The sequence below is a fragment of the Dellaglioa sp. L3N genome, from assembly GCF_054941095.1.
Map to the genome: position 1 here is coordinate 83,157 of NZ_CM142928.1, position 23,480 is coordinate 106,636.

The 23,480-nt window shown below is 36.0% G+C and carries 26 protein-coding genes; 23 read left to right on the forward strand and 3 right to left on the reverse strand.

Annotated features, from left to right (window positions below; all coding sequences use genetic code 11):
* The first annotated feature begins 34 nt into the window (after window positions 1-34).
* The 14 genes from ACVPPR_RS00420 to ACVPPR_RS00485 all read left to right on the forward strand — a co-directional run bounded on the left by ACVPPR_RS00420 (window position 35) and on the right by ACVPPR_RS00485 (window position 11,389).
* Window positions 35-550: a hypothetical protein gene (locus ACVPPR_RS00420; RefSeq protein WP_462298432.1), complete on the forward strand. Its 516-nt coding sequence runs from the start codon at window positions 35-37 to the stop codon at window positions 548-550.
* Window positions 551-583: 33 nt separating this feature from the next.
* Window positions 584-1,324 (forward strand): hypothetical protein, encoded by a 741-nt coding sequence (locus tag ACVPPR_RS00425; RefSeq protein WP_462304313.1) that lies wholly within the window; start codon window positions 584-586, stop codon window positions 1,322-1,324.
* A 125-nt stretch (window positions 1,325-1,449) separates the two neighbouring features.
* The gene (locus ACVPPR_RS00430; RefSeq protein WP_462304314.1) at window positions 1,450-1,893 is read left to right on the forward strand and encodes a MerR family transcriptional regulator; all 444 of its coding nucleotides are present in this window, start codon (window positions 1,450-1,452) and stop codon (window positions 1,891-1,893) included.
* Window positions 1,894-1,953: 60 nt separating this feature from the next.
* Window positions 1,954-2,361, forward strand: coding sequence for a cupin domain-containing protein (locus tag ACVPPR_RS00435; RefSeq protein WP_462304315.1), 408 nt, complete (start codon window positions 1,954-1,956; stop codon window positions 2,359-2,361).
* 16 nt (window positions 2,362-2,377) lie between these two features.
* The gene (locus ACVPPR_RS00440) at window positions 2,378-2,698 is read left to right on the forward strand and encodes a carboxymuconolactone decarboxylase family protein (RefSeq protein WP_462304316.1); all 321 of its coding nucleotides are present in this window, start codon (window positions 2,378-2,380) and stop codon (window positions 2,696-2,698) included.
* 174 nt (window positions 2,699-2,872) lie between these two features.
* Window positions 2,873-4,078 (forward strand): glycosyltransferase, encoded by a 1,206-nt coding sequence (locus ACVPPR_RS00445; RefSeq protein WP_462304317.1) that lies wholly within the window; start codon window positions 2,873-2,875, stop codon window positions 4,076-4,078.
* Entirely contained in the window at window positions 4,075-4,365 is a 291-nt protein-coding gene (locus ACVPPR_RS00450) for a hypothetical protein (protein WP_462298426.1), read from the forward strand. The genes ACVPPR_RS00445 and ACVPPR_RS00450 overlap by 4 nt, the downstream gene beginning before the upstream one ends.
* On the forward strand, window positions 4,349-5,239 hold the full coding sequence (locus tag ACVPPR_RS00455; RefSeq protein ID WP_462304318.1) for a polysaccharide deacetylase family protein: 891 nt from the start codon (window positions 4,349-4,351) through the stop codon (window positions 5,237-5,239). Before ACVPPR_RS00450 ends, ACVPPR_RS00455 begins: the two co-directional genes overlap by 17 nt.
* 129 nt (window positions 5,240-5,368) lie before the next feature.
* On the forward strand, window positions 5,369-5,554 hold the full coding sequence (locus ACVPPR_RS00460; protein WP_462298424.1) for a hypothetical protein: 186 nt from the start codon (window positions 5,369-5,371) through the stop codon (window positions 5,552-5,554).
* A gap of 9 nt (window positions 5,555-5,563) precedes the next feature.
* The gene (locus ACVPPR_RS00465) at window positions 5,564-6,901 is read left to right on the forward strand and encodes a sensor histidine kinase (RefSeq protein ID WP_462304319.1); all 1,338 of its coding nucleotides are present in this window, start codon (window positions 5,564-5,566) and stop codon (window positions 6,899-6,901) included.
* A 4-nt stretch (window positions 6,902-6,905) separates the two neighbouring features.
* The gene (locus ACVPPR_RS00470) at window positions 6,906-7,670 is read left to right on the forward strand and encodes a LytR/AlgR family response regulator transcription factor (RefSeq protein WP_462298422.1); all 765 of its coding nucleotides are present in this window, start codon (window positions 6,906-6,908) and stop codon (window positions 7,668-7,670) included.
* Window positions 7,671-7,685: 15 nt separating this feature from the next.
* Window positions 7,686-8,978, forward strand: coding sequence for a collagen binding domain-containing protein (locus ACVPPR_RS00475; RefSeq protein WP_462304320.1), 1,293 nt, complete (start codon window positions 7,686-7,688; stop codon window positions 8,976-8,978).
* Between the two features lie 396 nt (window positions 8,979-9,374).
* Window positions 9,375-10,226, forward strand: coding sequence for a DUF3737 family protein (locus ACVPPR_RS00480; RefSeq protein ID WP_462304321.1), 852 nt, complete (start codon window positions 9,375-9,377; stop codon window positions 10,224-10,226).
* Window positions 10,226-11,389, forward strand: coding sequence for a MalY/PatB family protein (locus tag ACVPPR_RS00485; RefSeq protein WP_462304322.1), 1,164 nt, complete (start codon window positions 10,226-10,228; stop codon window positions 11,387-11,389). Before ACVPPR_RS00480 ends, ACVPPR_RS00485 begins: the two co-directional genes overlap by 1 nt.
* Window positions 11,390-11,438: 49 nt before the next feature.
* Here the strand turns inward: ACVPPR_RS00485 and ACVPPR_RS00490 are convergent, their stop codons facing one another.
* The 3 genes from ACVPPR_RS00490 to ACVPPR_RS00500 form a co-directional block, all read right to left on the reverse strand.
* Complete coding sequence (locus ACVPPR_RS00490; protein WP_462298417.1) at window positions 11,439-11,636, reverse strand: hypothetical protein; 198 nt, start codon at window positions 11,634-11,636, stop codon at window positions 11,439-11,441.
* Window positions 11,637-11,713: 77 nt separating this feature from the next.
* Window positions 11,714-12,133, reverse strand: a complete 420-nt coding sequence (locus ACVPPR_RS00495) for a hypothetical protein (RefSeq protein ID WP_462304323.1) — start codon at window positions 12,131-12,133, stop codon at window positions 11,714-11,716.
* Entirely contained in the window at window positions 12,114-13,607 is a 1,494-nt protein-coding gene (locus ACVPPR_RS00500) for a helix-turn-helix domain-containing protein (RefSeq protein ID WP_462304324.1), read from the reverse strand. Before ACVPPR_RS00500 ends, ACVPPR_RS00495 begins: the two co-directional genes overlap by 20 nt.
* A 172-nt stretch (window positions 13,608-13,779) precedes the next feature.
* On the opposite strand from ACVPPR_RS00500, the gene ACVPPR_RS00505 reads away from it, so the two are divergent.
* From ACVPPR_RS00505 to ACVPPR_RS00545, 9 genes are all read left to right on the forward strand, one after another.
* Window positions 13,780-14,409: a WxL domain-containing protein gene (locus ACVPPR_RS00505; RefSeq protein ID WP_462298414.1), complete on the forward strand. Its 630-nt coding sequence runs from the start codon at window positions 13,780-13,782 to the stop codon at window positions 14,407-14,409.
* A 20-nt stretch (window positions 14,410-14,429) separates the two neighbouring features.
* Window positions 14,430-15,521 carry a DUF916 and DUF3324 domain-containing protein gene (locus ACVPPR_RS00510; protein WP_462304325.1) on the forward strand — a complete coding sequence of 364 codons (1,092 nt, stop codon included), beginning with the start codon at window positions 14,430-14,432 and terminating at the stop codon, window positions 15,519-15,521.
* Window positions 15,522-15,801: 280 nt separating this feature from the next.
* Window positions 15,802-18,441 carry a hypothetical protein gene (locus ACVPPR_RS00515; protein WP_462304326.1) on the forward strand — a complete coding sequence of 880 codons (2,640 nt, stop codon included), beginning with the start codon at window positions 15,802-15,804 and terminating at the stop codon, window positions 18,439-18,441.
* Between the two features lie 69 nt (window positions 18,442-18,510).
* Window positions 18,511-19,230 (forward strand): WxL domain-containing protein, encoded by a 720-nt coding sequence (locus ACVPPR_RS00520; RefSeq protein ID WP_462298411.1) that lies wholly within the window; start codon window positions 18,511-18,513, stop codon window positions 19,228-19,230.
* Between the two features lie 28 nt (window positions 19,231-19,258).
* The gene (locus ACVPPR_RS00525; RefSeq protein WP_462304327.1) at window positions 19,259-20,032 is read left to right on the forward strand and encodes a WxL domain-containing protein; all 774 of its coding nucleotides are present in this window, start codon (window positions 19,259-19,261) and stop codon (window positions 20,030-20,032) included.
* A 67-nt stretch (window positions 20,033-20,099) separates the two neighbouring features.
* Entirely contained in the window at window positions 20,100-20,876 is a 777-nt protein-coding gene (locus ACVPPR_RS00530; RefSeq protein WP_462304328.1) for a WxL domain-containing protein, read from the forward strand.
* A 41-nt stretch (window positions 20,877-20,917) separates the two neighbouring features.
* The gene (locus ACVPPR_RS00535; RefSeq protein ID WP_462304329.1) at window positions 20,918-21,517 is read left to right on the forward strand and encodes a WxL domain-containing protein; all 600 of its coding nucleotides are present in this window, start codon (window positions 20,918-20,920) and stop codon (window positions 21,515-21,517) included.
* A 35-nt stretch (window positions 21,518-21,552) separates the two neighbouring features.
* Window positions 21,553-22,326, forward strand: coding sequence for a WxL domain-containing protein (locus tag ACVPPR_RS00540; protein WP_462304330.1), 774 nt, complete (start codon window positions 21,553-21,555; stop codon window positions 22,324-22,326).
* Between the two features lie 44 nt (window positions 22,327-22,370).
* Window positions 22,371-23,450, forward strand: a complete 1,080-nt coding sequence (locus ACVPPR_RS00545) for a DUF916 and DUF3324 domain-containing protein (protein ID WP_462304331.1) — start codon at window positions 22,371-22,373, stop codon at window positions 23,448-23,450.
* Window positions 23,451-23,480 lie beyond the last annotated feature (30 nt).

Consider the following 23,480-nt stretch of genomic DNA (forward strand, 5'->3'; position numbering starts at 1 on the left):
TATACGCTAGTTAGGGATAATAGGGAGAAATAGGATGAATAACAATGAAAAACAAGTCATTTCAAAAAAACAAAAGTGGTTATTTGGGCTTTCGTTAGTTTGTTTACTAGTTGCTGTTGGAATATGGGGCTATTCAAGAACGTTGAAAACAATCAATGTTGATGCCGCCAAAACTGTTTTGAAACAGAAAAAAATGGTTAATAAGGAACTAGTAAAAAAATCAGAAAAATTAACCGGTGCTGCAACAGTTAAAGGATCAACCAAGTCTGTCGAAGCAGACACTAAAATTATAGCTAATAAAACGAAGGCGTTAACGTCGGCTGATCATAGCCAAATGACAAGTGCGATTAAGACTTTTGCAAAATTATATGCAAATAAGGTAACAACATCGAAAACAGTACTCGCTAATTACAAAACTGACAAAAAGTTATCAGAATCTGAAATTAAGGATTTGATAACGGTTTATAATTTGAATAGAGAAAATGAAAAATTGAATATCAAAAAAGGGGCAACTAAGTCAGACGTTAAGGAACAATTAAAGACTTATTAAACCGTTCTAAAAGTAAAATTAGGGGAATTTAAGATGAAAAAAAGGAACATAATTAATGGCTTGTCTGGTTTATTTATTTTATTAGCGGTTGTCTTTGGTGCGATTGCGTACTTAAAATTAAGTACCTATATAGCTGATAAAAATGAAGTTACGAAGATTAATTCAAAAGTAACTCAGTTAGATAAAAAACAGACAAGAAATAAAAAGAGTTATGATAAAGAAAAAATAAACTATGGTAAAGCTATCAGTTTAAATAAGAAAGCTAAAACGACTTATAATGAAAAATCGGGTCAAGAAGCTAAAACAATTCAACAAATTACGGCGGATGCGGCTACATGGAATAAACTAAGACCGCAACTTAAAACGGTCTTTGCTAAAGTTACGGATAAAGCAGGCGGTAAAGGGTCAGTAAAATCCGGACAGTTAACGTATCAAACGGCTAAAAAGGTGAAGGCAGCTAAGAAAGCAAAAACAGACTCCAAACAAATTTCTAAATATAAAAAAATGACGGTTGCAGAGGGTAATAAACAACTACTTAATTCTAAAAACGAAAAATCTGCTGTTTCACATAATGATATTCTGATTGAAGCAGCTATTACAGGGACCTATTACGCAAATTATGCTGATATAGATGCTAATATGTTGGCCATTTATAAATTAGATATCCAACAAAAAAGATATGTCACATCAATGACTGCTAAAGATCGTAAAAAATATAACGAAACAGCTGACACAAGTCCATTTGCAAAAGATAGACAAACCAATATTAAATAAGAAAACTGTAAAAAAGTAAATCAGCTACGAGATAGTTAGTGAATTAGTTAATTTTTTTTTTGAAAACCCTTGACTTAGAGTCAACTTTAAGTGTTTTAATAGATAGTATTGAAGGAGGCGATTAGGTGGAAAGTCAAAAAGAATATAAAATTGGAGAATTCGCCAAATTGGTCGGACTATCAAGTTTTACGCTCAGGTATTATGAAAAAGAAGGATTAATTAAACCTCATCGAAACGTATCAGGACTACGTTATTATACGGAAGCTGATATTAAATGGGTTGGGTTTTTACTTCATCTTAAAGGAACCGGGATGCGAATTACGGAACTTATAAAGTATGTTCAGTTACGAGCAAAAGGGGACTCAACAATTGTAGAACGTCGTGAAATGCTTGAAAAAGTAAAAGAAAATGCACTGGCTGAGGTAGCAGAATTGCAACACAATGTAGAAATTGTGTCTCACAAGATTGATTGGTATGACGGAAAAGTTTCACGTGAAACAAATGAAGATGAAGAAACCGAAGATATTAGTTTTGAAAAATATTTACAACAATTTGCAATATACGATTGACTTAGAGCTTACTCTAAGTGTTTTAATGAGAATAACAAAAAATAAAGTGAGGTAATCATAATGAATGAAGAACAAGTTAAGAACGGTCTTTTCCCAATTGGTGAAAAAAATGAAGCCTACAAGGATGTCTTTGTCGGTCAAAGTTATTTAGACATGTTAGTGGCAGATCCAGATATTAACGTGGGTGTTGGTAACGTTACTTTCGAACCTGGTACACGTAACAACTGGCACATCCATCACGACGGTTTCCAATTATTATTGGTGACTGCTGGCGAAGGTTGGTACCAAGAAGAAGGCCAAACAGCTCGTCGTTTAAAAGCGGGTGACGTGGTTGTGACAAAAGATGGCGTTAAACATTGGCATGGTGCAACAAAAGATAGCTGGTTCTCACATGTTGCAATCACAGCTGGAACACCAGAATGGTTAGAAGCAGTTGATGACGAAGCATACGGTAAATTAGAAGACTAATAGGAGGTCGATAATTATGGCAAAGAAACAAACAGCAGGACGCGATAACTTGGGTGAATTTGCACCTAAGTTTGCAGAATTGAATGATGATGTTTTATTCGGTGAAGTTTGGTCACGCGAAAGTGCATTACCAGCACACCAACGCAGCCTAATTACCATTTCAGCTTTGATTTCAGGTGGGAATCTTGAACAATTACCAGCACATATGGCAATCGGTAAAGCAAATGGGATTACAAAAGAAGAAATTGCTGAAGTCATTACACATTTAGCCTTTTACGTGGGTTGGCCTAAAGCTTGGTCAGCATTTAACATTGCTAAAGACGTTTTTGACAATTAATTAGAAAAGAAAATTAATCTCTAAAGTGATGTTTGACAAAATTGTCGGACATCACTTTTTTTGCGTTCAAGAAAATAAAGGGAACGTTTGATGGACTATGGCTAGTTTGTAAGTGATTTAACGTACAATTAGGTTGTAAAAGTTCTAGTAATGAAGGAAGTTTAAGGTGGAAAGATGCTGATATATTTTAATTCATTTGTGACCTACTATCCGTTGATAATGTCAGTCGTTTGGATTACAGGCAGCTTATTGAACCGGTATCTCGCAAAACAGACGATTGAAAAAGTAACAGAAAAACCGATGATTTCAATTTTTGTACCAGCATATAATGAATCAGATACAATTGCTGAAACAGTCGCTGGGTTGGTGGAACTAACCTATGAAAATTATGAAATTATTTTAATTAATGATAAGAGTCAGGATGATACGGTATCTAAAATGTACCAATTAAAGCGTCAGTATACGCAAGAAAAAATTAGGATTTTAAATTTAAAAGTTAATGGTGGCAAAGCTAGGGCGCTGAATACTGCATTAAAAAAAACAAATAGTAACTACATATTGGTTATTGACTCAGATTCATATATTCAGTCAGATGCACTTGAATATTTAGTAAAGACCATTTTATCTGATAAAAAAATAGGAGCAGTAACTGGTCGACCAATCGTTCGTAATCGAACGACTTTATTGGGTCGTGTTCAAACGTTAGAATATACCAGTATAATTGCGAACATTAAAGAGGCACAATCATTTTTTATGAATCAAATTATGACCCTTTCTGGAGTCATCTCATTTTACCGAACTGAAGCTGTAGAATCATCTGGTGGTTGGGACGAAGCAGCCATGACTGAGGACATTGATGCAACTTGGAAGTTATACCAACAGGGATGGAAAATTAAATATGAACCTAAAGCTATTTGTTGGATCTTGGTTCCTAAAACCATTAGAGGATTAATCAAGCAACGAACAAGGTGGTCTGTAGGTGGACTTGAAGTTTTAGTGAAAAATCGCAAAATATTGTGGAACGGGGATGTTGGTGAACGATTACTATTAACGGAGATGATTATTAGCCACCTGTGGTCATGGTGTTTTCTGATTGCTAGTGCTGAATATTTTTTTATGACGTTCAGAACGGGTGCAATTAAAATGAATGGGTTGATTTTGTGTATCTATATGGTTATTGGCTTAATTCAATTTCTGATAGGTATTATTAGTAATCGAAAATCAGCAGGCCTTATAATGAGTGATAATTTATTGATTCCAATATATCTTATTTTTTATTGGTTATTGAATTTATATACAGCAATTGCAGCAGAGCTAACGTACTTGTTTTCAAAACAGACTGATGGGCGTTGGGAAAGCCCTGATAGGGGGATTAAATGACAGTGAACCAATTAATTATTCGTAAAAAACGGGTTGGGGTCATGAGAATTGTTGAACCATTATTATTAATAGTTGCATGGAGTAGTGTGGGTTTTTCACTGGGTTTATTTATATTTTTTATAACAGGAATATATTCGGATGGGTTGGTAACACTTTATTTATTAATGAACTTCACATTGAGACAATTTGTGATTTATAATGTCATTATTTTAGGGACATTTATCATTCTATTAATCGTCGGTAGTCAGAGGATGCCACGAGGAGGGCATAATGGGACACAACCATAAAATTATGATCGGCATTATTCTTATTGTAATGATTGGTGTTATTTTTATGCGAGTTGATCATGCTGGGATGACGATGTCAAAAGAAGAAGCACATGAACAGTTAGAAACGGATAAAAAAATTACGTTAAATCAATCAAAAAAAGGTATCGTTGTTCTTTGCTACCATCGAATTTTGAAAGATGATAAATTGGTGAGTTTGGGACAAAAAATGAGTACCAATTCACAACTACATCAGTTTAACGTCAATATTTCAAAGTTTAAACAACAAATGTCATATCTTAAGCAACATCATATTCCGGTTATTTCTACTGAAGAGATGGTGTGGCGGATTCAACATAAACAGGTGATTAAAAAATATATTGTCATTACGTTTGATGATGTTGATAGAACAGTGATTGAAAATGCTTTACCGGTATTAAAAAAAACCCAATTGCCGTTCACATCATTTGTGATTTCTGGGAAAATAGGTGATTACATGGATGGCTCACAGATGGCAAATGTTTCTGAATTGAAACAGGTTGCGAAGATGTCAAGAGCAACTATTGGCTACCATACGGATAATATGCATCGTCAAATAAATGGTATCCCAATTTTAGCAAGTAATAAAAATTATGAAGCATTTAAAATAGATTTCAAACAAAATAAAAGTCATTTGAAGGAAGAAATACCAAGTTCAAGTACACGATATTTTGCATCGCCATATGGTGTACTGACTAGAAAAATGGCTAATTATTTAATGACACAAGGTATTTCAGCAATATTTTCTTTAAAGCCAGGAGTTGTGACACAACATACTGATTTAAAAGATATACCGCGAGTTATTGTATCAGATGACAATTGGCAAAGTGTTACAGAATGGTTGTCAAATAATTAAAATTATTAACGCTTGGGGTCAATAATGTAACGTTTGGTGTTTTTGGTAGATAAACTATCTTATGAATAGTAAGCTTAGTAACGAACATACAGGATGATATAAATGATAAAGTTTAGGGGGGAACAACTAATGAAATTAAAGAAAATTTTAGCTGTATCAGCACTCTTCATATTGATGATGCAAGCAGGCAGTGCCGTGAGCGCATCAACACATTATAAAGGGTTCCAACGACCTAATAATATAAGTAGCCGTGCGATGGGGTATGCAACTAGTGGAAGTTTATGGTCTTCTATTAAACATGCATTTGGTTGGTAGAAACCGCGGATGTTAAATGTAACGCCACTACAAATGTTACTTTTTGATTTTGAAGCTATTATCTTATTAAGTCTTTTTCAGTATTTATTGAGCCAAGATGTACAGAAAACACCAAAAGTAAAAGTTAAAATGATAATCGATATACTGATATTTCCAATAATTTGCGGAGTTATTGGAAATATCGGTTATTTTATTTATATCATGGGAACACTTACTTTTTATAGTTGTATGAATTCAAAACCATTGCCGATGTATCATGCGCTTAACACATCATTAATAGCGTTTGTAGTTTACATGATTATTGCTAACTTCGAAACATTCCTTTTTAAAATTTTGTACGAATTTAGATTTAAGACAAACATTAAAGAATTAACAGATACGGATCCAGGAATACATTTTTTCTTAGTCATAGGATTAGGGGTAGCTGCTTGGGGGGGATTGCGCTTAATTAAGCAAAGACTATCAAAGAAAAGAAATTTAGATAGTATTTATCTAGAAAAATTATCATTTTATGATTTCATTGGTATTATTTCATTAATTTCATTGATTATTTTTAGTGCCAGATACTTAAAAATTCAATTTGAATTTATTGGCGTTATTATTTTGGTACTAGTGATTGTGATTGGTGCAATTTTGCTCATGACCTATTTTGTATTCGACAGTTATACAAAACGGATGACACTTGAAAATAAGTTACAAGTACAACAGATTCATCAAACATATATTGATCAAATTGAACAGCGTAATAAAGAACTTCGACGTTTCAAACATGATTATCAAAATATTTTACTTACATTAGAGCATTATATTCAAAATGACGACCGAGAAGAGCTACGTCGATACTTTCATGAAGTTGTAAAAGAATCGGGAAATCAAATCAAAATGGATAGTACCGGATTTGAAACAATTGCGCGGGTTCAGAATGAACAAATTAAGTTAATGATGTATAACAAAATTATTGCTGCGCAGAACCAAGCTATTAAAGTCCATTTGGAAGTTGACACCGAATTTGAATTTACAATGGCTGGTGTAGATGCCATTCGAGTACTAGGTATTCTGTTTGATAATGCCATTGAAGCTTTGATTGATTTACCAGAAGAACACCGCTTTTTGAATATCGCGTTAGTTCGCTACCAAGATTTTGATGAGGTGATTATGCAAAATGAATTCGATCAAATACTCACAGAGAGAATAAATTTCTTTGATTCAAGTAGTAAAGGTGAAGGCCGTGGTCAGGGATTGAAAATTATTCGGGAGACGATGGCTAAATATGAAGGTAGTCAATTTGTGGTTCGAATCAATGGCAATCAATTTGAAGCAAATGTGATTTTGAAAAGAGAGGCGTAGATTAATGTTATCCATTTTTATTTATGAAGATGATGAACGACAATTATTAGCTGAAAAAGAAGTTTTAAACAATCAAATGATTATGAATGATTTTGATGTTGTTTGGGGTGTCGTGTCTAAAAGTTCCGCTGATATTCTGGCTAAATTGGAGCAAATCCCTGATATTACGGGACTTTATATTTTGGATGTTGAGGTTGATAATGACATGAGCGGGATTGAACTCGCAACTGAAATTCGTAAACGTGATACATTTGCAAAAATTGTCTTTGTGACATCACATGCTGAGATGGCAATGATGACGTTTGAACGTAAAGTTGAACCTTTGGATTATATTGATAAAGGGCTGGGTATTGAAAAAGTTAAAGAAAAATTAATTGATGATTTTCGTATTGCGAATGAACGTTACCTAGCTAGTAAAGAGGAAAAAGGACGTTTATTTTCTTACAAAGTGGGGGCGCATGTTTACCAAACGGCCATTAGTGAAGTGATTTTTTTAGAAACAGCAACGAATTCACATAAAATCATTTTACATAAACAGAATGAAAGTATTGAGTTGAATGTCAAAATGAATGATATGGAAGAGGACTACCCCATATTATTTAGAAGCCATAAAAGTTATTTAGTTAACTTTGACTGGATAAAAGAAATTGATCTTAAGAAAAAAACGATTATTTTTAAAAATGATGCAGTTGCGTATGTTTCTTATCGCAAATTATCAGAATTAAAACGGCTGTTGAGAGATAAAAAAGGGATTATTAAACATAAATAAAAGGAGATTAGCCAAATGGGAAAAAGAATGAAGCGTATCGGAGTTATTTTAATGGCCATTTTTATAGTGACAGTTGTAGCTGGGAAGCAAGCTCAAGCGGCTGATAAAGGAGATAGCTACGTTACAAAAGCAGAATTACAGGATGAAAACGGTCAGGTAAAAACTGATTTTAAGCAATATGATAATATGCAAGCTCATTATAACTTCACGATTCCAGCTAATAGTGGTTTGAAGTCTGGCGATCAGATGACGATTAATTTACCGAAACAACTTATTCTAAATCAAACGGTCTCATTCAAAATTGAGAATCCTGATGGGGAAGTCATTGGGAATGCAACAGCTGATAAAACAACAGGGAAACTGATTGTGACAGTTACAAAGTATGTTGAAACCCACAATCAAGCAGCAATCACAGGCGAACTATCTGTTCGGGTTAGCTGGAATCATGAATTGGTTTCCAGTGGCTCTAGTGTATCAGTTGATTGGGGCGTAACAGGAGAAACAACGATTAACGTTGATGAGGGTGAGGGGTTGCCTGATCAAGTTGAAACTTTATATAAATGGGGGTCGGTTGATGCTAAAGATCCAACCTTGATTCATTGGACGGTTCGATTAAATTATGCACAAAAAGAGATTAAAAAGGCAATTTATAAGGATACAATTGGCGCAAATCAAATTTTGATTTCAGGTTCAATTGATGCTGCGCATGGATATTATACGAATAATACTTTTAATAAAACGTCAGCAATAACTAAGGACCAAATTGTTGAAAATGGGCAAACCGGGTTCATACTGACTCTTGGAGATTTAGCTGATACAGTTGTGATGAATTACGATACACGAGCAACTGATGAGGGTGTTTCAACCACATATGCTAACTCAGGAGAATTAACTGGGGAAGACTTTACGACTTCTACGGTTGCAGTTTATACACCTAAAAATGGTGGGAATGGAACGGGTAACGGAACAGAAGATGTGACACCAAGTAAACCAGTAGTTCCCAAACCAGATGTACCAGGTACGGATAAATCGGTAGTAAATAAACCAGATACATCAGGGGCAGATAAACCAATACTCGGGCATACATCTGAAAAAATACCACAAAAATATGTAACCAAGAAAAAACAACAAACTAAAGTTATTATGAAAAAAGGCAATAAAGTGAAACAACCAGTAAGTAAAAAAGAAGTTAAGCGACGAACATTACCAAAAACAGGTGAGAAAATTAATTTCCAATCAATGTGGGCAGGATTAGGATTAATTCTATTGAGCGGTGTATTAGCATTCGTGCGTAAGCAATGTCAGTAAAATAAAAACGGAGTCTATATAAAGAGATGGATGTCATTTATAGGATTAGTTCTCGTCATTGTAAAATTAGGACAAAAAAATAACCATCTCTTAATGAAGTGCCCCAATAAAGTTAGATTTTTAAGTCCAACTTTATTGGGGCACTTCATTATCTTTGGCAAGATAACGGTTATTTCTTAACTTAAGTCTAGTCACCGTCTTAAACGGTTCTACAAAAGAAGTCCTGTTCAAGCAGGGCTTCTTTTTATATACTTAGTATAACATAGGCAGAAATATAATAACAATTGCGAGACTTTTTAGCCTTAACAAGGACACAATAGATTGTGATAACTGCTTGACTTAGAGTTAACTTTAAGTTGTATGATTAGACTATGGAATAGAAAGAAGGACTTAATAATGAAATTTATCGATCAACAAGTATTAACCGGAGAACGTGCGCTTTTTAATGCCAAGGAAATGACGATTACAGATTCAGTTTTTGAAAATGGGGAATCACCATTAAAAGAAAGCCGAGATATAACATTAAAAAATGATATTTTTAAATGGAAATACCCAGTTTGGTACAGCAAAAACGTGCAAATTGACGATTCTATTTTAACAGAATCAGCTCGTTCAGGTATTTGGTACACAAATCATATTAAAATTAACAACACGGTTATTCAAGCACCTAAAACATTTAGACGTGGCCAAGATATTGAATTAAATCATGTTCAATTGCCTAACGCAGAAGAAACTTTTTGGAATTGTAGTCAAATCGAACTCAATGATGTAGTGGCTAACGGCAATTATTTTGCGATGAATAGTTCAGATATAACCATCAAAAATTTCACCTTAACAGGTAATTACGCATTTGATGGGGCAAAAAATATTGAAATTCACAATGCTAAAATTGTCACAAAAGATGCTTTCTGGAATTGTGAGAATGTCACAGTTTACGATTCAGAAATTACAGGTGAATATTTAGGCTGGAATTCAAAAAATGTCACGTTTATTAACTGTACAATCGCCAGTGAACAAGGTTTCTGTTACATGGAAGATGTGACGGTTAAAGGCGATAGCAAGATTATTCATACGGATCTTGCTTTTGAATACTCAACAGTTGATATTGACGTAACATCTCACTTAGAGAGCGTTAAAAATCCAATTTCAGGTAAAATTATTTCTGCTGGCATTGACGAACTGATTATTGATGATGACAGTATTGATGAAGCTAAAACAACCTATCAAGTTAAATCGGAGCAAGTCTAATGAGTCAATTTGATAAAATGACGAACCGTTTTGATACGGATTCAATGAAGTGGGATGTCCAAGAAGGTGAGTTACCGATGTGGGTAGCGGATATGGATTTTGAAGTGGCACCTGAAATTCGACAAGCCATCACGGATCGACTGGCTAAACCAGCCTTAGGTTATACAGATGTGCCAGAACGCTATTATGAAGCTGTTGCTAACTGGTGGGAAACGAAGCATCAATTTAAAATGGAAACGGATTGGATCCTATTTTCAACCGGAGTTGTGCCAGCAATTTCGTCAATTGTCCGCAAAATGACACAGGTTAATGACAATGTGGTGGTACTATCACCGGTTTATAATATTTTTTATAATTCAATTATCAATAACCAGCGTCATGTGTTGGCGAGTGAATTCATTTTTGAAAATGAAAATTACCGCATTGACTATCAAGATTTGGAAGAAAAATTAGCTCGTCCAGAGACAACGCTTTTCATTTTTTGTAATCCCCATAATCCGATTGGAAAAGTCTGGGATCGTGATACGTTGTTAAAAGTGGGTAACCTTTGTTTGAAGTATGATGTCTTGTTGCTTTCAGATGAAATTCATTGTGATTTAACTCATCCGGGATATGCCTATACGCCATTTGCGTCAGTTTCTGCTGAAATTGCGCAAAATGTGATTATGTGCGCAGCGCCAACGAAGACTTTCAATATTGCGGGGATGCAGACGGCAAGTATTATTGTGCCAAATCCTAAAATTAGAGCGTTAGTGAATCGTGGTATCAACACCGATGAAGTCGCTGAACCCAATGTGTTCGCGATTGAAGTTGCGATTGCGGCCTTTACCAAAGGGGATGCGTGGTTACGTGAGCTACTTGATTATTTAATGCTTAACAAGGCTTATCTTGAATCATTTATGCGCAAAAATGTGCCTCAAGTAAAAGTCATTCATGCTGAAGCAACCTATCTGGCTTGGCTTGATTGTACTGAAGTTACCGAAGATACGACTGAATTATGTGATTTTATCCGAAAAGAAACCGGCTTGTACTTGTCGGCGGGTGACATATTCGGTAAAAATGGGCGTCAATTTATTCGTCTGAACTATGCTTGCCCTAAAGCAAGACTTGAAGACGGCTTAGCTCGGTTTGAACGTGGCATTACCAGTTACTTACAAAAATAAAAAGTCTGCCCTAACTTACTTCATTAAAAAGTAGGTTAGGGCAGATTTTTTATTTTTTTTTAAAATCGAACCCAATTAAAACCGCAACGACAACAGTGACCACAGCGGCTGCAAGGCAGTCAATCATTAAAAAATGACCATTCACAAAAAATTCAATTGCAACGCGAAGTAAGGTTGCAACGGCTAACGCCAACACGAACGTTTTAATATAATGGTTGTTTATATAATCATTTATCTTTTTAAACATGGTATCAACTCCCTTATCTATGAGACTAATAGTGGCACAAATAAGACGAATTAGCGAGCTTTTAAAAATCAGTTAGATTATGTGTTAGCACCTTTTACACCGTGAATCAGTCTCCCTGAAATATGGTAGGCCATGTTTCCTGATGCGGTATGTGAAAATGATTGATCTGGCGGTGTCACAGGGTGTTGTTCTTTGTCAGATAGAAAGGCGATAGGAGAAGCGGCAAGGGCTTTTTCTTTATCAGCCTTTAATTTCTTTTTTTCTGTGATTGTTTTTGATTTGGTAACTGGTTTAGGAGCTGTTTTATCCTGGTTTTCTTTGTGTCCTTTTGGGTTAATAGGTGTTGCATCTTGACTTGGGTTAATGGGATCAACTGGGTGGACAAGAGTTGAGTCGGCCAATACGGGACCACCTATGAGTAATGAAGAAATCAGGGTTATTCCGCCATAATATAAAGATGTTTTATGATAATGATCATTAGTTTTCTTTTTCGTCATTTGGATCCCCGCTTCCTGAATTACTACGAACAGCAACTAGAACATTGGCGAAGGTCTCCCAGTCAGTTGCTAAAGGTGGTGCACCCCAGATTAAATAATGTGAATCGACATCTGCTAATAAGAAGTCAGACAGATAAATATCCGTATCTTTAGATAAACGAAAATTCACATTGATATTGAAGAAGGGTAAAGCTTTTAAACTCTTATAGATTAATTCGTTGTAGTTACGACCCGCAGAAAAATCAATGGTAACAGTGACTGGTTTGACGACTGAGGCTGTCTCAAGGAATCTAATCAAAAGGAAGATATAGTTAGACTTGAGATTCGTTGATTCATTTGATTTTGTTAAATCAATTAAATGTGCGATAGTATCTGTATCTTTTTTGATGAAATCATCGACAAATAGATAGAACCAGTTATAATTTTCGTTTAGGATGGTATCATTTACCACTGTATTCCAGCTGAAATACAGTGGTACTTTGTAAAAATGTTGGAAATTAATGGCAGATAATCCTGAAAAAATCTGACTTTTAATTTTTTCAGACAACTCAGTATTAAAAAAGCTGTTAAGCTCGGTTAAAAATGAATTATTTAATGTTGTAATTTTCTGTTTAAGAGCTGGCTCACAAATCTCAGCAGAAATAAGCTCTTCCGAATAAAGGAAGTTGATAATGAATGCTGCTTCAGCATGTTGGTCACACGCCGATAAATGTGCGGTGAGATCGTGGTCTTTTAAAACAGCGCCAATTTCTTTTGCTAAATCTGGATTAGCTAGTGGTTGTAAGAAGACATCTGAAGTATTAATCGAATGATTAAAAGATAGACGTTGCAACAAGATAGCAAACATAAATTTTAACTTGAGAATTTGGGTATGTGTTGGAATCGTTTTGATTAAGGGCATAATCTGGTTGAATAATTTATTTGATTCAGCATCAATGGCGTCACTGAATGGAAATTCATAATTTTTATAGACTTCCAAGTATATTTGGTAGTAAAACATTCTGATTTTTTCTTCTGGTCCAGCCATTTTAAAGTCAGAATCAATACTTAACCCTAAATCAGTTAATGCATCATCCAACGCATACTTAATCCGATACGTTTTTGAGGTACTCAAAAAGATAGACTCTGCGAACGCATCTATGTCAAAATGATTAGCATCAGTCATTAAAATATTGTTTAATAGTTTAAAGTTAGCCGAATTAGTTGCGTAGACATAGATAAGATGATTAATAGAATCTCGACCTGATTTTTGTAAACTAATTGCTTTATTTTCAAATATGATTGTATAATATGATTCTAGTTCGTATTCAGTGATGTCTTTTTCTAATTCTGTAGCTGCAGTTGTTGTAATGAATGTTGACCATTCAAGTGCCGTTTTGATTTCTTTAATCGTGGCTGTCTGCGCGTAGCTACTTTCGAGAAACGAAAATAATTGTAATTTTCGAATATCGTCTTTGTTAAAGATAAAATTCATAAAATAACCTCCAAGGTAATACATACCGTTTTAATTATGATAGGGAAACGTTTAACAGTCATTTCTATTAATTAAAAAAAATTAAAATAATAGATAATTTGCTTGTGAAAAAAAGGGTCGCAATGTGCTATAGTAAAATATATATGCCATGAACAATTGGAAGGGGACAAACATGCGATTGATAAAACTATTGATTTCCATTACAGCACTATTAGGGCTACTGATCATGGGGACAAGTAAGCCTGCATCTGCAAAAGAAATATCTCAACATTCAAAAGCGTCAATGGTTTATCAGAGTGGGGACACAACGATTGATTATGCGTCTTCTTTGGATTTCGGAACTAATCAGATTAACACAAAAGATAATGTCTACTATGCTAAGGCACAAGAAATGAAAAATAGGGCTTCACGTCCTAACTATATTCAAGTGTCCAATCTAACTGGGAAACTCGGTGGTTGGACTTTAAATGTTAAACAAAGCCAACAGTTTAAGTCGAATAAGACGAACAAAGAATTGACTGGTGCGGTCTTGCATTATGGTCATGCGGAATTGGCATCAGTGTCTAGTGATAAAAAGCCTAGCTACTACCAAAAAGATTTTGATTTATCCGTGGGTGCTGATAAGACGGTTGTCAGTGCAACTGGTGATCAAGGATACGGGACTTGGATCTATCGTTTTGGCAATATGGAAACGAAAGATAAAAGTGTGAGCCTCGCAATTCCTAAAGCAACAACTAAGATGGCTGAAGTTTATCAAACAGAAGTGACTTGGTCATTGAACAATGCACCGACGAATAAGTAAAAGCTGAATAGGTGGGTATAATGAATAGACAAAAGAGAAATATCATTTTCAGTTTCTACTATATAATAGGCGCATTATTTTTTCTAATAAGTAGTAACCAAACGGTGCAGGCGGATCAGATTAATTTTAAAGTTACGACTGAGACGAATGCATATCAATTAGATAAAGACGTCACCTATTTTGATTTGAAGTTAAATGAGAATCAAAAAACCACACTATACGTTGATGTCACGAACGTCTCAAATAAACCAATTACGGTGGAACCAACAGTGAGAGTAGCGACGACTAATTATAATGGCGTGGTCGAGTATCAGGCAGCAACTAAAACAAATTTAACACAATCAGCGATACCGTTAACCAACTTAGTCAAGTCACGAGTAGCGCGTTACCAAATTCCCGCGAAAACGACTGAAAAGATACCTTTTAATCTTACCATGCCTGCAACAACATTTGAAGGTGTCGTTGCAGGGAGTGTGCAAGTTAGTGAAAAAGAAACCAAGAAGGCTATGAATGGGCAAGAGGGTGATACGCTTGTTAATAATCGTTTTGTCTTCAATGAAGCCATTGTCTTGCATGGTCAACCGAATACGTCAAAAAGAACTTTGAAAATGGCTGGGGTTGAAGCAGAGCAGATTAATGCCCGCAATGTGATTTCATTAAAACTAGATAATCAAATTCCTGAGTTTCTTAATCAAGCGGAGATTGAGGCAACTATCACAAGTCACGGCAGCAAGAAGGTGTTGTATCAGTCAAAAACAGCGGGGATGCAGATTGCGCCTAGTTCATTGTTTGCTTATCCGATTCCGTTAGACGGAAAAGCCTTGGAACCTGGAACGTATACGCTACACGCGACTGTTAAATCTAAAAATCAAAAATGGCATCTTGTCGAAGATTTCAGAATAGATGGCCAAAAAGCCAAAAAGTTAAATAAAAAAGATGTCACTATTAAACATGATTATACTTGGCTATATCTATTAATTGCTGTCTTGTTAATTGTTTTATTACTGATTGTCTTGATTACGAAGTTGGTTAGAGATAACCGTAAGAAACAGGCTGAAGTAACAAAATATCAACAAATGCTAAAAATGGCGCGTGAGAAGAATAAAAAATAAGTGGTTAAGTTAATTGAATGAACAAGCGGATGGTTACGGAATATCTATTTCTGTAGCCATCAATTTTTTGTAAAAAGCGTCCATTTCAATTATTTTAAAAAAAATAAAATAAAAGATTTAACATTGAAATAAATTATGTAGTAGAATGACTGTAGCGTAAAAATAGAAGTTAAGTACGATTTTCATTCTATGAGTAGGGTAGCAAATAAAATATTGGTGGGGCTAATATTTTATTCGGGCAAGAAAACAGAGTATTGATTAAATTTAGGGGGAACCGAATATGGAACGACATAATAGTAGTAAAAAAGGCTGGCTGTCATTAACGTTAATGACAGGTGCAATTTTAGCTGGATTATTGGCTGGTGGAGCCATAAATCATAAAAATACAGACGGACAGGTATATGCCCAAACAACAGTTGAAAAAGCAACTGCAGCAACTAAAAAGACAGAATCGTCTAAAATACTAACAGACAAAACTACGGATAAAACTAAAAAGACAACAGAAAAAGTAGCACCTAAAAAAACAACAGACAAAACTAAAACAACTAAGGCTGATACTTCTGGATATGTAGCACCTAAAGAGGATCCGCTGGGAACAAGAACGACATGGGATGATAAGAGTGATAGCACGGATTATGCATCAACGTCAGCAAAAACATTCGTTACACCATCAGGTGCCACGGATAATAAAGATGAACCTGCTATGTATTTTGGTAATTACTATAGGAAATTTCAACCTAATGAAGTGAGCAATAGGAATAAATATAACAATTTGACTAACACAAGTAGTTGGATGTTCCCATCTCAGAAGGATCCAAGTGATAGTTTTAAGGTAAATAGCACTTCAGGAAGTGCTTATGGAATCATTGTTAATGGAATTGTCCCAGAAGATCGTGGATACTCTCCTACTGCCAAGAACGGTGTGGATGATAGTTCGATTTTCACTGCTTTACAATCAGGAGTGAACATTAATGATTATCATCTCTATAAAAATACGACTAACACTGGTTTTAAGGCAACGATGTATGATAAGGAATACGATTTAAGTTATACTGTCGAAGAATTATATGATAATGCAGGCGGGATTTATCGGTATTATATGATTACTAATAGTGCAGCTGAGACTAGAGAGATTGGCGCTGTCGAAGGAGTACAACCTTTTGTTGATAAAGCAGATACTCCTGTGTTAAGTCTGGCGCCTAAGGCTGGGTTGACGATGGAAGGTCGGAGAGATCTTTTACAGCTAGCAATGAATGATCCTGTGACAGGTAATAACATGGGCGGTTGGACGAATTATTCGGCTGGTAATTTTTACCCTGTAAATTCACCGCATAGTGTCGGTATGTTAAGTGTCGGTGCCATGCATTATTATTTCCAAGATGGTATAAATGGAGCCGGAATGGAAGATTCTCCTACTGGTGAGAATATTGCTATTATAGATATGGCTGATCCATCAAAGAAGCTTGGCGATGCTCAGGCTGCAATTATATTGAAGGCCAATCCAAGATCATTAGCACATGGAGACACACTTGAAAATGGGTCTTATCTGACTTATGGTGCTATATCAACATCAAAAGAACCACCTGTTGCGACAGCTACACCGGCAACAATCAATGCGTATGCGGACCAAACAGATGCGCTTAAGATTACAGGGAAGGTTTCAGATCCTGATAGCACTAAAGGACACATCCAAGTGACGTATCCAGATGGCACAACTTCAGCAACAACGGCTTATGATACTGGGAAAATAGCTACTTCTGTAGATTATACAGTAAAGCTTGACGCTACTAAGTTAAAATCAGGTGCCAATGAAGTAACAATTACGGCTATCGATACTGAGAATCATGTACAAAAATTCCCTGTTAAAGTTACCGTTAACCTATTTAAATTGGGTGCAACAGGATTGCCCCAGATTATTAAATTAGGTGGAACTGTTTCAACTGATGAAGATACGTTAATTAAAGACTTAACAATTATGAATTTACCAGATCCAAAAGATCCCAAGAAGACAGTTGATAATAAACATACGTTAACAATTGATACGACGAATCCATCGAAAAAACCGATTGATAATAAAACGGTCGGTTTCTATATTCAAGATATGCTCTTAACAGATACGGATGTGACACCTAAAGAAACGGCTAAAGTTCCCGTACCAGTTAATGTCTTGGATGATGCCTCAAACCATGATAAGCTCGCAGCCATTGAAGCTAATGATTTTACGGTTATTAAGACTGACAAATTAGCGACTTTATCAACAGATGCTATTAATGCGTTGATTCTTAAAAAATCAGCTGCTAAGGCTTGGTACTTGGCGGATGGTAAGTCACTGAATGTTAAAGTTTCATATACAAACTTAACAAAAGATTCAACGAGATTCAGTACAGGCGTGAAAGCAATTGTGACGGCTAGTTATGAGGATGCTGGTAAAACAGTTACGCTAAACAAACATGTCAAAATAACTGTCACTGGGGGCCCAGCGGCCTTAACACATGTGCCAACATCAATTCATTTTGGTAACAAGGATGGTGTGGTTTTACCTTATGCGGCTGAGATGTTAAAGCTTAAAGGCAAGGATGATACTCCTGACGATTATAAAGTGACATTAGATAATCCAGGTAAAGAAGATTATGCACTTTACGTTTCATCGAGTGACCTAACAAGTACTGTTGATAAAAGTAAGACCTTATCAGGAGTTGTTTATTTTGTTAATGCAATGGGTACATCTGAAAACATTGATGGTAATCAAAGTGTAGCTGTACTTACTGATGAAGATGATTTGGCTAAACCAGATCCAATTGATTTAAGTGGGACAAAGAACACCGTTAGAGTTGAGTTAGCTGGTAAGGACAAAAACTTAATGAATGCTGAAGGCTCATATACAGGTCAGATTAACTGGTCAATGGTTACTGCACCATAAAAAATAGGTAATAAACTTTAAAAACTTTTATTATGTACGATATTTCCATCGGGGGAAGGGGGGAAATCAATGGCAAAAAAATTGATTCTAAGTGTTTTATTAGGAGCTAGTTCATTGCTGGGGGTTGCGCAGGTCGTTCATGCAGATGCCACAACAGTGAATTATACTTCTCACGGTTACATTGAATATTACAAAAATACAGATGTAATACCGCCAGTAGATCCAACGCATCCAACAGATCCGCTAGATCCAATAGATCCAACGGAACCAGGAACTGCTGGCCCATTATCAATTGATTACGCGTCAAATATCAATTTTGATAAGCAAAAAATTTCAGGGAAAGATGAAGTTTACTATGCAGAACTTAATCATATGACGGACAAGAATGGGAAAGAAATTGAAACACCAGACTACATTCAAGTGACAGATGATCGAGGAACAGATAGTGGATGGAAACTAACCGCTTCAGAAGCAACACCCATGATGAGTGGTAAGAATGAATTAAAGGGAACTGTTATTACTTTAACGCATGGAACTGCTACGGGTGAGAACAATGTATCAATGAAACCAACTGCGGCTAAAACAGTGGCAATCGCAGCTGGTGGGGATGAATCAACCGTCTTAACGGCGACAGAAAACCATGGTATGGGTACCTGGGAAGATTCGTTCGGTACAAGTAATGAAGATGCAAAAACAAGTATCTCAATTGCTGTACCAGCTGCCACTAAAAAGGTTGCAGGGTTCTACAAAACAGATTTAACGTGGACATTAACAGATAGTGCTTTATAAAAAAAGATAAAACAAGGGGAAATTGATTATGAAATTATCAAACGTCGTACTTTTAGGTACATTAGGTCTTATGGGAGTAACTGCATCAACATCAGCTGTATCAGCTGATGAAACACAAACATACAAATCACACGGTATCATTTCTTATACAAAAAATAGTGGTTCAACTGACCCTGGTATTGTTGATCCTGGACAACCCGGAACAGTTGATCCAACAGATCCTTCAGTCGACCCTGGAACAGGTGGCCCATTATCAATTGATTACGTTTCAAACTTTAACTTTGGTAGCCGAAAGATTTCTGGTAACAAAGCAACTTATGATGCACATCTTGTTGAAGTAACAGCAGCTGCTGATTCAGATGCTCATAAAGCTGGCGAGGTCTACAAAGTGCCTAACTACCTACAAGTTTCTGATAACCGTGGATCTGTTTCAGGTTGGAAGTTAACGGTTGCTCAAACAAAAGCATTTACAAGTGAAGATGGTTCATCAGCTATCAAGGGTGCTCAAATGACATTAACAAACCAAAACACACGTAATGCTGATGATGATGCTTCAAAAAAAGGTCCAACTGATTTAAACAAAACAGTTGTGATTGGTGATGGGACTAAAGATGAAGCTGTTATGACAGCAGCTGACGGTGAAGGTGCCGGAACATGGACTGATGCTTTTGGTAATGTTCAAAAACAATCAGACCAAGATGTACATGATTCAGTTAAATTAGAAGTTCCAGGTGGCCAAAAACTTGTTGACCAAAAATACTCATCAGATATTACTTGGACTTTAACGGATGCGGGAATCTAAATAGTCACTTGATTTAACTTGTTTAAAAAAAATAAAAAAACTTAGATTACAAAAGGGGAAATAAATTATGAAAATGTCAAAAATTTTACTTAGCTCAGCAGCAGTATTAGGTATGGTAGCAGCATCAAGTTCAGTATCAGCAGCAACAAAAGCAGATGGATCAAAGGGTGGCGTATATCATTCAACTGGTAGTGTAAGCTTTAAGGATGACGATAGCACAACAGATCCAGTTGATCCAACAGATCCAACGAACCCAGTTACACCCGTTGACCCAACAGACCCAAAAAACCCCGTTGAACCCGGAACAGCTGGTCCTTTATCACTTGATTTCGCATCAAGTCTTGCATTTGGCGAACAAATCATCTCTGGTGATAACCAAGTTTACAAAGCTAAATTACAAAGTGTTACAGATGCAGCTGATCCTGATAATGCAAGAGAAGTTCCTAATTACGTTCAAGTTACAGATAAACGTGGGACAAATGCTGGATGGACTTTAACAGTTAATGAAGGCGCACAATTTGCTTCTAGCGGTGATGCTTTAAAAGGTGCTGAATTAGCAATTGCTGCTGGCAAACAAACAGTTGCTGGTAAAAATGCTGTAGATCCTACTGTAGACCCAACTGCAACACAAACTGCTCAAGTTATTGGAACAGATGCTTCAACAGTAATGGGAGCTAAAGCTGACCAAGGAATGGGTACATGGACTGATGCTTTTGGTAAAGACGCAGCAGACGCTGTAGATGCCGTAACATTAACAGTTCCTGGTACATCTAAAAAGAATGCTGGCGACACATATACAACTGACTTAGTATGGACATTAACAGATGACGCTTTCGCCGGTTAATTACTGGTTAAAAAAAAGGGATAACACAAAGGGGAAACATAATGAAATTATCAAGAATTTTAGTGAGCTCAATGGCTCTTATGAGTCTTTCAGCACTAGCAACTCCAGCATTTGCTGCTGATGTTAATAGTAAAGACAGTAAAGCAGATGCAACATTTACAGAAAATACAACGGATCCTGAGGGTGATTTAACATTAACAAACGTTAGTGATATCAGCTTTGGTTCAAAAAAAATTAGTGGTAGTGATATTACTTATCCTGTTGATGCTGTAAAAGCTAACGCACAAGTTACAGATAACCGTGGAAGCAATGCTGGTTGGACTGTTAAGGTTGCGAACACAGAATTTGCAACTGACGCTAAAGACGTATTGACTGCTGCAACATTTGAATTAACAAAGGGTTCATCAACGAATGATAACGGCGATAAATATATAGCAACACCTGCAACATCAGTTAAATTAGATGGTTCTGGAAATGCAGTTGATTATTCTGGAGCAAAAGCTGATACTGGTATGGGTGTTACAGATACTAATTTTGATGAGGGTGCTTTAACAGTTCCTGGTACAACTAAAAAAGTTAAAGATACATTATACACATCAACATTAACTTGGACATTAACGGATGACGCTTTTAAAGGATAATTTCTAACGGGTAGCAGAAAGGTGGGGGCCTATTTATGAAAATGACAACTAAATTAATTAGTTCAATAGCATTAACGACCTTCCTCATACCGTTAGGAATTAGTAGTGCTAATGTTCTTGCTGCTGGTGGCGATATTGCTAGCGACGGACAAACAGGCACAACAGATACTAGTTTGAAATTACTTGAACAAACAAGTCCGGTTGATCCAACCGACCCAACAAAACCAGTTAAGCCAACTGACCCAACTAATCCATTCGTTCCTGGAACCGGAGACCTGAGAATTGATTATATTTCACCCATTCATTTTGGGAAAATTCAGGTTTCGGGTTCTGATAAGAAGTATGGTGCAACGTTCGATAATGTGACTCAGTACCAAGATGATCGTGATGCCGATGATAAGTTAGTTCTTGATGAAGGTAATACTAAGGACGTTGGTCAGTATGTTCAAGTGACTAATAAACTTGCAGGCCACTGGTCACTGAGTGTTTCTAATACGCCATTTGTATCAAAAACGACACAGTTAACGGGTGCAACGTTAAACCTTAGCACACCAACCGCTAAGACAACGGCTGATGCTAATGATGCAACGACACAAGACGTGACACTTTCAGGTGATGGCAAAAGTCAGCCGGTTCTTTCATCAACTAATGTTGGTGTGACAACGGACATGTTTGGAGATGCTGCTAACGCTGATTCTGATGGAAAAAATAGCGGTGTTCAATTGGTGGTACCGGGTAGCACAGCTAAAGTAATTGGAGAACAATACTCTTCAGATCTAACATGGACTTTAACTGATGCTGGCGTGTAAATTTAATTAATTTTGTATGAAGAAGAAAAAGGAGATATTTAGTGATGAAGAAGAGAGTAACAGCGGGCATTTTTGCCGCATTCGCAACCGTTTTATTTTTTGCAGGTAGTCAGGTAGCCAAGGTGCAAGCTGCGGCAATGAGCTTCTCAGTTGAAGCACAAATACCATCAAATCAGATTGATAAGAATCAAACTTATTTTGACTTGAAGATGAAGCCTAACCAGAAACAAACTTTAGTTGTTGATATGAAAAATGCAACGAACAAAGCTGTGACGGTTGAGGTCCATCCGAATGCTGCGATGACAAATGATAATGGGGTTGTTGAATATAAAGCTGTTAATCCGACACTAGATAAATCTATGACACAGCCATTTTCAAAATTAGCAACAACAGATACAACAGTAACGATTCCTGCTAAATCAGCTATTAAACAAAAAATCGATGTGACAATGCCTGCTAAACCATATACTGGTTTAATCGCTGGTGGTATTTACTTCACAGAAAAAATTGATAAAGCGAAAGAAAAAGCAGATAAGTCAGGGGTTCAAATAAAGAACCGTTATGCTTATGTTGTGGGCGTTTCGCTTCGTGAAAACACAACTTCAGTTAAACCAAATATGGAATTGTTATCAATTAAACCTGGACAAGCAAATTACCGTAATACGTTGAAAGTTAAGTTACAAGATAATAAAATGACTGCAATTAAAAATCTTAAAGTACACGGTAAAGTGTATGCAAGAAATGGTAAAAAAGTTTTGTTTGAATCTAAAACATCAAACATGACGATGGCACCAAATACTAACTTTAATTACGGAATTAGCTGGGATAATCAGGAATTCAAAGCGGGTAAATACCGTCTTGAAATGACTGCTGACTCTGGTAAAAACCATTGGGAATGGAAACAAAACTTCACAATCAATGGTGCTGATGCTAAGAAACTTAATAAGAAAGCTGTAGATTTGGAAAAGGATTACACAATGTGGTATATTCTTGCCGGTTTCTTAATCTTACTATTACTCTTTTTGATTCTCTTCCTGATCTTACGTCGTAAGAATAAGAAAGATAAAGAAGAAGCAGTTGAAGAAGCAAAACGTCAATTACTTGAAGAATTAGACAAAAAGTAAGCTCAAAACACTGACGGGGAAGTAGGTGTA

Coding starts and splice junctions, on each gene's coding strand:
- ACVPPR_RS00420 (WP_462298432.1), top strand. CDS start 35: ATGAATAACAATGAAAAACAAGTCATTTCAAAAAAACAAAAGTGGTTA.
- ACVPPR_RS00425 (WP_462304313.1), top strand. CDS start 584: ATGAAAAAAAGGAACATAATTAATGGCTTGTCTGGTTTATTTATTTTA.
- ACVPPR_RS00435 (WP_462304315.1), top strand. CDS start 1,954: ATGAATGAAGAACAAGTTAAGAACGGTCTTTTCCCAATTGGTGAAAAA.
- ACVPPR_RS00440 (WP_462304316.1), top strand. CDS start 2,378: ATGGCAAAGAAACAAACAGCAGGACGCGATAACTTGGGTGAATTTGCA.
- ACVPPR_RS00445 (WP_462304317.1), top strand. CDS start 2,873: ATGCTGATATATTTTAATTCATTTGTGACCTACTATCCGTTGATAATG.
- ACVPPR_RS00450 (WP_462298426.1), top strand. CDS start 4,075: ATGACAGTGAACCAATTAATTATTCGTAAAAAACGGGTTGGGGTCATG.
- ACVPPR_RS00455 (WP_462304318.1), top strand. CDS start 4,349: ATGGGACACAACCATAAAATTATGATCGGCATTATTCTTATTGTAATG.
- ACVPPR_RS00460 (WP_462298424.1), top strand. CDS start 5,369: ATGAAATTAAAGAAAATTTTAGCTGTATCAGCACTCTTCATATTGATG.
- ACVPPR_RS00465 (WP_462304319.1), top strand. CDS start 5,564: ATGTTAAATGTAACGCCACTACAAATGTTACTTTTTGATTTTGAAGCT.
- ACVPPR_RS00470 (WP_462298422.1), top strand. CDS start 6,906: ATGTTATCCATTTTTATTTATGAAGATGATGAACGACAATTATTAGCT.
- ACVPPR_RS00475 (WP_462304320.1), top strand. CDS start 7,686: ATGGGAAAAAGAATGAAGCGTATCGGAGTTATTTTAATGGCCATTTTT.
- ACVPPR_RS00480 (WP_462304321.1), top strand. CDS start 9,375: ATGAAATTTATCGATCAACAAGTATTAACCGGAGAACGTGCGCTTTTT.
- ACVPPR_RS00485 (WP_462304322.1), top strand. CDS start 10,226: ATGAGTCAATTTGATAAAATGACGAACCGTTTTGATACGGATTCAATG.
- ACVPPR_RS00490 (WP_462298417.1), bottom strand. CDS start 11,636: ATGTTTAAAAAGATAAATGATTATATAAACAACCATTATATTAAAACG.
- ACVPPR_RS00495 (WP_462304323.1), bottom strand. CDS start 12,133: ATGACGAAAAAGAAAACTAATGATCATTATCATAAAACATCTTTATAT.
- ACVPPR_RS00500 (WP_462304324.1), bottom strand. CDS start 13,607: ATGAATTTTATCTTTAACAAAGACGATATTCGAAAATTACAATTATTT.
- ACVPPR_RS00505 (WP_462298414.1), top strand. CDS start 13,780: ATGCGATTGATAAAACTATTGATTTCCATTACAGCACTATTAGGGCTA.
- ACVPPR_RS00510 (WP_462304325.1), top strand. CDS start 14,430: ATGAATAGACAAAAGAGAAATATCATTTTCAGTTTCTACTATATAATA.
- ACVPPR_RS00515 (WP_462304326.1), top strand. CDS start 15,802: ATGGAACGACATAATAGTAGTAAAAAAGGCTGGCTGTCATTAACGTTA.
- ACVPPR_RS00520 (WP_462298411.1), top strand. CDS start 18,511: ATGGCAAAAAAATTGATTCTAAGTGTTTTATTAGGAGCTAGTTCATTG.
- ACVPPR_RS00525 (WP_462304327.1), top strand. CDS start 19,259: ATGAAATTATCAAACGTCGTACTTTTAGGTACATTAGGTCTTATGGGA.
- ACVPPR_RS00530 (WP_462304328.1), top strand. CDS start 20,100: ATGAAAATGTCAAAAATTTTACTTAGCTCAGCAGCAGTATTAGGTATG.
- ACVPPR_RS00535 (WP_462304329.1), top strand. CDS start 20,918: ATGAAATTATCAAGAATTTTAGTGAGCTCAATGGCTCTTATGAGTCTT.
- ACVPPR_RS00540 (WP_462304330.1), top strand. CDS start 21,553: ATGAAAATGACAACTAAATTAATTAGTTCAATAGCATTAACGACCTTC.
- ACVPPR_RS00545 (WP_462304331.1), top strand. CDS start 22,371: ATGAAGAAGAGAGTAACAGCGGGCATTTTTGCCGCATTCGCAACCGTT.